The 7753-nt window shown below is 33.4% G+C and carries 7 protein-coding genes; 1 reads left to right on the plus strand and 6 read right to left on the minus strand.

The genetic code is table 11. From position 1 onward, the window contains the following. Positions 1–62: 62 nt before the first annotated feature. The 6 genes from VGE71_RS18165 to VGE71_RS18190 form a co-directional block, all read right to left on the minus strand. Positions 63–1367, minus strand: coding sequence for a polysaccharide biosynthesis protein (locus tag VGE71_RS18165; protein WP_331139574.1), 1305 nt, complete (start codon positions 1365–1367; stop codon positions 63–65). Between the two features lie 18 nt (positions 1368–1385). After that, positions 1386–2831 carry a UDP-glucose 6-dehydrogenase gene (locus VGE71_RS18170; protein WP_331139575.1) on the minus strand — a complete coding sequence of 482 codons (1446 nt, stop codon included), beginning with the start codon at positions 2829–2831 and terminating at the stop codon, positions 1386–1388. 52 nt (positions 2832–2883) lie between these two features. Then, positions 2884–4008 (minus strand): GDP-mannose 4,6-dehydratase, encoded by a 1125-nt coding sequence (gene gmd, locus VGE71_RS18175; RefSeq protein ID WP_331139576.1) that lies wholly within the window; start codon positions 4006–4008, stop codon positions 2884–2886. Between the two features lie 97 nt (positions 4009–4105). Then, positions 4106–5059 carry a GDP-L-fucose synthase family protein gene (locus VGE71_RS18180; RefSeq protein ID WP_414656179.1) on the minus strand — a complete coding sequence of 318 codons (954 nt, stop codon included), beginning with the start codon at positions 5057–5059 and terminating at the stop codon, positions 4106–4108. Between the two features lie 52 nt (positions 5060–5111). Then, positions 5112–6113, minus strand: a complete 1002-nt coding sequence (locus VGE71_RS18185) for a mannose-1-phosphate guanylyltransferase (RefSeq protein WP_331139577.1) — start codon at positions 6111–6113, stop codon at positions 5112–5114. After that, positions 6103–6537 (minus strand): adenylyltransferase/cytidyltransferase family protein, encoded by a 435-nt coding sequence (locus VGE71_RS18190; RefSeq protein ID WP_331139578.1) that lies wholly within the window; start codon positions 6535–6537, stop codon positions 6103–6105. Before VGE71_RS18190 ends, VGE71_RS18185 begins: the two co-directional genes overlap by 11 nt. A gap of 611 nt (positions 6538–7148) precedes the next feature. Here VGE71_RS18190 and VGE71_RS18195 point away from each other — a divergent pair. Then, on the plus strand, positions 7149–7616 hold the full coding sequence (locus VGE71_RS18195) for a UpxY family transcription antiterminator (RefSeq protein ID WP_331139579.1): 468 nt from the start codon (positions 7149–7151) through the stop codon (positions 7614–7616). Positions 7617–7753: the final 137 nt, after the last annotated feature.

The raw sequence follows: 7753 nt of genomic DNA on the forward strand, positions 1-7753 counted from the left end.
AAAGTCCTTATTCAAACTTTAATTTATTCATTTGACTTTAATCTGATATTCAGTAAAATCTTCTAACTTTTATGATTTTTATTTAATTCTAAAATTTTATAATATCCATAAGAAACATGAACTAGCATTTGTACCAATGCAACTAGGATATTTAAATAGAGGATTCCTTCTAAAGTTGAGATATTAAATAGAAAACAGCTTACTATGATAGGCAGCAAACTTCCTGAGATAGAAATATAATATTTTAAAACCCAGCCTCTACTTAAAGCAAGTTGCAATGCTGCAGCCATTATCGTCGTAATTGCAGTTCCAGTTATTAATAAAACTAATTCGATGTTTAGTTTTTTATAATTACTTCCTAAAATCCATAAAATCTGATCCGAAAATAAATAAGTACAGGCAACTATTAACAAAAGAATGATTGTCATGCCAATTAATATTTTAGTATAATACCTCAATAATTTGTGTGGCTGATTTTGTATTCTAGCAAATCTTGGAACAATTAATATCGAAAAAATGACCATAAGAAGCGTTATAATTGAACTTATTCTTCCAAGTGCTCCTATTTGCGCAATCGACGCCGGGTTTCCAAAAATTGAAATTATCCAAGTTGAAATCTGTCCTGAAAAACAATAATAAATAAGTCCTGGCAAACTTTTCTTTACAATCGAAGAAATTTCTTTTTTTACTACCGGATCTTCAGTTTCTGATGTGTCAGCATAAACATTGGTATGTTTTTTCAAACGAATATTACCGTATATCCTTGCTAATCCGCTGGTTAAAATTGAAAGATAAGCAAAAGGAAATAAGAATATGGTTGAAGCTACCATAAACAATCGCCCAAAACCTACAATAACTTGATTTCTTTGAAGTGGTAAAATACTTTGATTTAGTTTTAAAGGAATCTCCAATAAAGAATCGGACAAAGTAGCGTAGAAAGCAGGAATTATCGATAATACAATCAAGATAGAAGTCATCCAGCCTGCGCCATTGTGAAGCAACAAGTACAGTAAAATCGGAAGGGATACAATCAGACTTATTACTGCAAATTTTTTACGCATTTCGAGTCCTGTAACCAATACTTTCCCTAATTCTTTTTTGTTTTCCCAAACTTTTCCACCTTGCGCCAATACACCTGTAGAAATTCCTCCATCAGATAATACCGACATGGCGCCAAGCATTGTATTGGCCAAAGTATAGAAAGCGTATTCGTGAACAGAAAGTAATCGAATAATTAAAATTCCCGAAAAAAAACCAACTCCTTGTACAATAACCTGCGCGCTTCCAGTTATGGAAATTAATTTCCCCCAACTTACAATCGTATCGTATTTGGGATGATCTTTAAACTTTATCAAAATATCTTTCAAGAAATGAAATTAAAATAGTTAAAAAACAGATTCTCTTTTGCGACTGAAAATTTCAGCCTTTCCAATTCCCTTTACTCTAAAACCAATGTCTGTTAATTTTTCAGCATCCAGAATATTTCGTCCGTCAAAAACAAAAGCTGGTTTGTACATTTTGATGTATATACTTTCCCAGTCATACTTTTTAAATTCATCCCACTCTGTTAATATTGCAACTGCATGAGCCTGATCTAAAGCATCTTTTGGATTATTATAAACAAAAATCTGATTTAGCTTTGTTTCTATTTTTTGATCTGTAAATCCTTTTAATTCCCATAAATAGCGCATGTCAGCTTTAATTTTTGCTTCAGAAACTTTTGGATCATAAACATGTATCTGTGCGCCATCTTCAATAAGATGTTCGGCAACATAAATCGCTGCAGATTCTCGAGTGTCGTTAGTATCCTTTTTGAAAGCCCAGCCTAAAAAAGTAATTTTTTTATCGCTAACCGTATTAAACAAAGAGCTGATAATTTTTTTAGCAAATCGATATTTTTGATAGTCATTTAAAATGATGACTTGCTCCCAATAATTAGCAACTTCTGGCAGGTTAAAAAAACGACATAAATAAACAAGATTTAAAATGTCTTTTTGAAAACACGATCCTCCAAATCCTACAGAAGCTTTAAGGAATTTAGGACCAATTCTACTGTCAGTTCCTATTGCGTTAGCAACCTCATCAACATTTGCTTCTGTTACTTCGCATAGAGCAGAAAGTGCATTTATAGAAGATATTCTTTGTGCTAAAAAAGAATTTGCAGTTAATTTTGACAATTCAGACGACCAAACGTTGGTAGTCAAAATCTGTTCTGGCTTTAGCCAATGTGCATAAATATCTACTAATGCTTGAATTGCAACTTTTCCTTCAGGAGTTTGTTGTCCTCCAATCAATACTCGATCTGCATTGAACAAATCTTCTATTGCAGTACCTTCTGCCAAAAACTCTGGATTAGATAAAACTTCAAATTTTACTCCGTTCCCTGTACTGTCCAAAATGGTTTGCAATGTTTCGGCAGTACGAACAGGCAAAGTCGATTTTTCTACAATAATTTTATCATTTTTAGCGATTCTGGCGATTTGTCTAGCACATAATTCTACAAACTTTAAATCAGCAGCCATACCTTTTCCCTCACCATAGGTTTTGGTTGGTGTATTAACCGCTATAAAAATCATATCTGCAGCATCTATTGCGCTATCAACATCTGTAGAGAAAAAAAGATTACGTCCTCTGGCTTCACCTACTACTTCTGCAAGTCTTGGTTCATAAACAGGCAAATTATCTAAATTTTCATCGTTCCAGGCCGCAATACGGCTTTCATTTAAATCAACAACAGTGACTTTAATTTCTGGACATTTTAATGCAATAACTGACATTGTAGGACCACCCACGTAACCAGCACCTAAACAACAAATATTTTTTATTTTCATTTATTAATTTTTACGAAGAAAAAAATCTGCTCATACTAAATTCTCAAATCTACTACTCGAAATAATTCAAAATCGTGTAGCCACTTTCCTTTAAATGCTGTTCTTTTTTCATTAATTTCAAATCAGACTCCATCATTTCATGCACCAATTCAGACAACTCATATTGGCACTCCCAGCCTAATTTATTTTTTGCTTTTGTTGGATCTCCTATAAGTAAATCAACTTCAGTTGGTCTAAAATAATGAGGATCTACAGCTAGTACTTCTTTACCAATTGGAAGCTGATAATCTGGGTTACTACAAGATGCTATATAACCTTTCTCTTCTGCACCGTGTCCTCTAAATTCCAGTTCAATACCAACCTCAGCAAAACTCATTCGAACAAAGTCACGAACAGGAGTGGTTTTTCCTGTGGCAATTACCCAGTCTTCAGGTTCTTCTGCTTGCAAGATCATCCACATCATTCGTACATAATCTTTAGCATGTCCCCAGTCGCGTTGAGCATCTAGATTACCTAGATATAATTTTTCTTGAAGTCCTAAAGCTATTCTTGATGCTGCTCTAGTTATTTTACGTGTCACAAAAGTTTCTCCTCGAATAGGCGACTCATGATTAAATAAAATACCATTACAAGCGTACATTCCATAAGCCTCTCTATAATTTACAGTAATCCAGAAGGCATACATTTTTGCAACTGCATAAGGAGATCTAGGATAAAATGGTGTAGTTTCTGATTGTGGAACTTCCTGTACTTTACCATACAATTCTGAAGTTGATGCTTGATAAATTCGTGTCTTTTTTTCTAATCCTAACAAGCGAATTGCGTCTAAAAGGCGTAAAGTCCCTAATCCGTCTGCATTACCAGTATATTCAGGAGTTTCAAAAGAAACTGCCACATGACTCATAGCGGCAAGATTGTAAATTTCGTCAGGTTGGATTTGCTGAATTAATCGAGTTAAATTTGTACTATCAGTCATATCTCCATAATGCAAAACAAAGTTTCTGTGTTCTATATGAGGATCTTGGTACAAATGATCGATTCTATCTGTGTTAAACATCGAAGTACGTCTTTTCAATCCGTGTACGATATAGCCTTTTTCTAATAAAAATTCACTTAAATAGGCGCCGTCCTGTCCTGTTATTCCTGTAATGAACGCTGTTTTTTTTGGTAAAGTCATAATCTAATTATAAGCACAAGGCATTCTGCTGCAATTTTGCAAAGTTTATTAAGTATTAACTATAAATTTTTTCTAGGTTTCCAGATAAAGGTTACTATTAATAGACCTTTTGTTTCAGGTTTTGAATATTTTCCAAAAACCAATTGTAAGTTTTTTGTATTCCTTCTTCTAAATCTACTTGGTGTTTCCAGCCAATATTGTGCATTTTAGAAACATCCATTAATTTTCGAGGTGTGCCGTCAGGTTTGCTTTCATCCCAGATTATATCTCCAGTATGACCAACAATTTTTTGAATTGTAGTTGCCAACTTCTTAATGGTTAAATCTTCTCCAGTTCCGATGTTGTATAGGTGTTCTGGAAGTTTGTTTTCTAAAGCAAAAACTACAGCTTCTGCCATGTCGTCAACAAACAAAAATTCTCGCATCGGACTTCCTGTTCCCCAAAGTATAACTGGAGCATTGTTGCTATCTTTTGCTTCATGAAACTTACGAATCATTGCTGGTAAAACGTGAGAGCTAGTTAAATCGAAATTGTCTTGGGTACCATATAAATTTGTCGGCATCAAGCTCACAAAATCTTTTCCAAATTGTTGGCGAATGGCTTCACATAATTTTACCCCAGTAATTTTAGCTAATGCATACCATTCATTTGTCTTTTCTAAAGAAGCAGTAAGCAGATATTCCTCTTTTAAAGGCTGTGGGGCCAATTTGGGATAAATACATGAACTGCCTAAAAAGATAAATTTTTCTACATCGGCATTATGAGCTTCATTAATAAGGTTATTTTGAATCTGCATGTTTTCCATCAAAAATTGAAATGGAAAATCATTGTTGGCCAAAATCCCGCCTACTTTTGCTGCGGCATCTATAATTACATCTGGCTTAACTTTTTGAATAAAATCTCGAACTGCATCTTGTTCTCTTAAATCTAATTCGCTGCTAGATGCTCCAATAAGATTACTATAACCTTTTGCTGTTAAAGATCTCCAAATGGCGCTTCCAACCATTCCCTTGTGTCCTGCGATATATATTATAGAATTTTTATCAATCATGTTAGTCGCTTTTTATTTTAAAGACTTGTAATTCTTTGTTACGAGTTTTCCTCTATAATAATGGAGATGCAATAGACTCCAATTGCTGGTAAACCTGTTTTACTTCTTGAGAATTTTCTTTTTGCAACACCATCAAAGCATCGGCAGTATAAATCAGAATACAATTTTTAACTCCGATAAATGTAGTGTGCATTGAAGTTCCGATTACAATATTGCGATTTGAATCTATTGGATGACCTTTATGTACTAAATAATCATAAACCGATTCAAAAGACCCCAGATCAGACCATCCAAATTGTGCAGGTACTACTTTAATGTCATTGCTTCGTTCCATAACAGCATAATCAATACTTATAGAAGGAATATTCATTGACAATTCGTAATCCAGAAAACCATCTATAGTTTCTTCCCAAACCGCTTTTGAAGCCCAATATACTTCTGGTTCTTGCTTCTCGAGCTCTTCTAGAAACTTTCCTGCTTTAAAACAAAAAAGTCCACTGTTCCAGAAATAATTGCCGTTTTCTAAATAAACCTTTGCTGTATCTAAATCTGGTTTTTCATGAAATGCAATTACATTTTCATCTTCAAACTCTATATAGCCGTAGCCCGTTTCTGGTTTTGTTGGTTTTATACCAAAAGTGACCAAGTAATTCTGGCTGGCTAATGCGATAGCTTTTTGCAAAGCATCACTATACCATTCGCCTCCATCTATAATATGATCTGATGGAGTAATCAGTAAAATATCATCTGAATCTGATGCGAATGCCGCAAATGCAATGGCTGCTGCGGTATTTCGGGGAACTGCTTCGACAATATGTATGTAAGGCTTATGGAACTTCTCCATAATTGCATTACTCATTTTATAGTTTTCAATATTCCCTACTACAATCATATTAGTAGCGACATTTTGATTACGAGCCACTGTTTTTTCAAAGAGTGATTCTCCGTCAAAAAGCTCTAAATATTGCTTGGGAAGTGTTTTCCTGGAGAGAGGCCACAATCTGCTGCCAATTCCACCTGTTAAAACTACATGTGTTACTGTACTAGTTACCATTGGAGTGCATTAAAACTTCTTTCTTATACACTTCATTACGAAGATTAGTACTTGAAAAACGGTGGTCCCTGGTATTAAAATACAATTCAATTCCTTTTTCTTCACAATATTTTCTACCAGTAAAATCTCTGTCTTTATATTCGTCTCCTAAGATTCGTACATCTAAAGCAAAGGCTTTCAAAATATCTTCCAAATCCTGTTCTGTAGCATAAGGAACGATTTCATCTACAAACTTACACGCCTTTAACTGTATGTAACGCTCTACTACAGTTTGTGTTGGTTTATTTTTTGTCGGGCGATCTAATGTTGGGTCTGTTTGTAAACCAACAATTAAATAATCACAATGTTGTTTTGCTTCTTCAAGCATTTTAACGTGCCCTGCATGTAACAAATCAAAAGCACTAAATGTTATTCCAGTTCTCATCTACTTAATGTTTTAAGTTAAAAAAATATGTTTGTTAATGTAGTATGATTTTCAAAAATCGAGTTGGGCCATTTTACTGGGGTTTCGAAGCTTTTTTTAAATTTTTAAAAAAGGGTTCCCCGTGAATAGTTACAGTGTAACTACTCAAAAAAAGAAAAAAATGACTTAAAAAAATTCCAATTATTGTTCTGTGATTATTCTAAAACGATCTAAATTTCACTCTTTAAAAACTCAAAATTTAGATTCATTAAAGCACTTTATCTACTATAATAATTTAGGATAAAATTATACTAATACGCCTGATGAGAAATTTCATTTTTGTTGCTAAATGTCCTTATTAAGGAAATTTTACCATGAAAAGCATCCGCAATTTTCGAGTGTTGGATTTAAATTTACCACTTAGTTTACAGATAAAAAGCCTAATTTCTTTGAAGAAAAATTTTCAAGCTTTAGCACTAATTTGCTCTGACATTTTTTTTTTGAAAACAAGTCTTAAAATCTTAAAACTTTTTATACCAGATTATTATTTCTTAAGAAATAGTATTCCAGAAACAAAGAGCTTATCTTTTTAAAACAACTATTTTAAAAACACAATTAATACAGTTACAATTATGAAATGGTATGTAGTGTACACCAAACCTAAATGGGAAAAAAGAGCCGCAGAACAATTAAGCAAGTTTAATATAAATTGTTATTGTCCTGTTATCAAAAAAGTGCAACAAAGATCAGATAGGAAAGTAAAGGTAGAAGTGCCATTGTTTAATCATTACATATTTGTACAATTAGCCGAAAAAGATAGAAATATGGTTTTTCATTCTCCTGGTGTTGTTCGATTTTTATTTTGGTTGGGAAGACATGCTGTAGTAAAAGATCATGAAATCGAAACCATCAAAGAATGGCTGAATACGGGAGACACTGCTTCAGAAATATCTGTTATGCAATATCAGATTGGAGATAAAATTCATTTAAACTCTGGTCCGTTTTGCGATCAAAATGCTGTTGTTAAAGACATTACAAAAACACATTATGTATTAATTTTAGAATCTTTAGGATATGTTTTAAAAGTAAAACATAAATAAGTAGAACAAAAAAAAGGTTGAGTGGAAGAGCTGCTTTGTACCAAATTCAACGTTTATGCCATAAACCAGGAGCCAGCAAAATATATTCTGCAGAGCGGATTCAAGTCACCACCTGTTTGGTAAATAAAGTGATCCGG

It is taken from the genome of Flavobacterium sp. (assembly GCF_036405015.1).
Classification (GTDB): domain Bacteria; phylum Bacteroidota; class Bacteroidia; order Flavobacteriales; family Flavobacteriaceae; genus Flavobacterium.